The 911-nt window shown below is 47.7% G+C and carries 1 protein-coding gene; it reads right to left on the bottom strand.

All coding sequences use genetic code 11. The features are described from left to right. Positions 1–911, bottom strand: a 911-nt coding sequence (locus R7O13_RS25080; protein WP_318304969.1) for a pyridoxal phosphate-dependent decarboxylase family protein, incomplete at both ends; no start/stop codon positions are given.

Genomic DNA, 911 nt, shown 5'->3' with positions numbered 1-911 from the left:
CGAGTCAACGCTTCTAAACGTAGCGCTTTGTTCAGTTCATCAAGATCTGCTGTTTCGTGTGTTGCACGGAACAATACCGTCGACAGTGAAGGCTCAGCTAGTAGTTCAAATTGATCGTTTGTACGGATCATGTCAGCCACTTCAAGCGTTTGAGCGAGTAGATGATCGTACATGTCACCCAGTGCCTTCGGACCCACGTTTTGCATGGTCATAAAGACTTTCAATGCATCGAAACGTTTGGTTGTCGCGATGGATTTATCGACCAAGTTTGGTAGCTCATCGTGCTCACGGTTCAAGTAATCTGCGTGATGAAGCAAGAACTTAAAGTTCGACTTGTCGTTCACCAAAAGTGCGCCACAGCTGATTGTTTGGTAGAACAATTTGTGGAAATCGACACTGATAGAGTGAGCGCGCTCAACGCCTTTCAGGCGAGACTTATGACTGCTAAGGATCAGCGCACCACCGTAAGCACCATCCACATGCATCCACATGTCGTGCTTGACTGCCATGTCGGCGATGAAGTCTAGGTCATCAATTGCACCGTGATCCGTCGTACCCGCAGTACCAACAATCGCAAATGGAATTAGCCCTTCAGCTTTCGCTTGCGCAATCACTTCATCTAGCTTCGTGATATCCATGGTGCCATCAGCGTTTGCATCCACAGTCATCACCGCTTTCTCACCAAGCCCCATCCAAGATGCAGACTTTTGAACTGTGAAGTGTGATTTCTTAGAACATACGATGCGAAGTTTGTCAGCGTAGTCAGGCAGACCTAACTTCTGGATTGAGTGACCACTTAGCTTATCTGCGATCCAATCACGTGCCAGCATCAAACCCATTTGGTTACTTTGAGTGCCACCGCTAGTGAAAATACCATCGGCTTTTTCGCCTAAGTCGTACTTGCCGCACAG

Source organism: Vibrio sp. Y176 (assembly GCF_033438945.1).
Note: the sequence above shows the minus strand (reverse complement) of the source record. Positions and strands in the feature narration are given on the sequence as shown.